Below are 1,490 nucleotides of genomic sequence, written 5' to 3'. Positions count from 1 at the left end.
ACTCTAATAATCCATAGCACTTATAAATTTGAGAACTATCAACTCTGAGATATTTAGTTCCGGAAGGAAATTTATAAGAGGAGTAACAGCCGGCAGTCATGTGTCCATTGAAGAACAATCTAGGCTTTAAATCCTCAACTGCTTCAAACACTAACTCATTGTAATTATCAGGTCTCATCTTAGGGTATATCTCTGGAATATAAGGAGGCTGATGTGTCACAAGAATATCCAGTTTAGGCACATATTTCTTTATCCTATAAATAGCGTTCATAAATTGAGTTGGTGTAGTTATAGGTATTCCTTTAATATTATTATCCCCTACAAGTCCGTTAATTCCTGCTATTTTTAAACCCCCAAATTCGAATACTTTACCATTCGGTATAGCGTATCTCTGTATTATTGGAAAGTTTTCATGATTACCATAGACTGTTAGGAGCTTTACTTTTGATAATATTCTCCCGAAATCCTCGGAAGTCATCCCTTCGTCCCAATCTCCTGCAGAAATGAGGACTTGAGGCTTTGTTTCATCTATTATTTCTAATAACCATTCGACTGCTACAGACTCATCGTATCCTCTGTAGAACTCGTAGGACTTATGTATATCACTAACTAATAAAAATCTCATAGATTTATATAGATAGAGATGCTTTATTAAGTTAACTTCTAATTTTTACAAATTTTTAATTTTAACATACCAATATAATAATTCCATATCTTTAGATTTATTACAAAATGATGAAAGCCTTACAAGGCTGGGGTGGAAAAGTCGATATTGTTAAGAGGGGTTCTCTGCGCCTCTTGACTGCCTCTAAAATGAGGGGGAAAACAATGAACCGCTAAGGGAACTTTAAAGCAGAGAGGAAGTCAGAATTTATGACTCCTCCTTACCAGATACTTTTCTTGAGTTATAAATCTCATACTTGTTAGCATAATTGTATTTTTTAATATAAAAAGTTATAAATATAAAAATAGGTTATACATGAATGCTGATAAATCAAGGATATACTTTTCTGGATCTGACCTCCTCCTTAAAGGATAAGATTTTCCTTATAACCATGTTAATACTTTAGGGATTTTTCTATTAATATGTTACTTCTCCCCCATGTTTGAAGATATACCCACTCTCATCTTCCCTATTCTAATATCCCTAGTCATACTACCTATGATAGCCATCATTAATCCTGCTAGTGCTGAAATCGTGAAAGTTAATTGAAAAGCGTAATCAGAGGGTAATTGAATTGGTAAGTAAAAACTATTCCCACCAAAGGACATTGGATAAACTAAATAGGTATAGTAAGTAGATATTAAGGAACCGGCTATAGAGGTACCAAAGGCTCCTCCTATTAGTCTAAAAACAGTGTTCATACCAGTAGCTATACCTAAAACTCTTCTCTCGACGGAAAAGGTAAGTATGTTTATTAATACAACATTTAACATTGACGCACCTAACGTAGCCAGAGCTGAGAATAATACTACGTTAATTAAACCAG

Annotated in this window: 1 protein-coding gene and 1 pseudogene; both read right to left on the bottom strand. The window is 34.0% G+C overall.

The genetic code is table 11. The annotated features are described in order from the left end of the window. On the bottom strand, positions 1-625 hold a 625-nt coding region (locus DMP16_RS09825; RefSeq protein WP_143577185.1), incomplete at its 3' end, for a metallophosphoesterase. Positions 626-1,089: 464 nt separating this feature from the next. Then, positions 1,090-1,490, bottom strand: a pseudogene (locus DMP16_RS09820) (hypothetical protein); the annotation flags it as partial.

The organism is Sulfolobus sp. B1 (genome assembly GCF_007050195.1).
Classification (GTDB): domain Archaea; phylum Thermoproteota; class Thermoprotei_A; order Sulfolobales; family Sulfolobaceae; genus Saccharolobus.
This window is presented reverse-complemented; position numbering and strand designations above follow the sequence as displayed.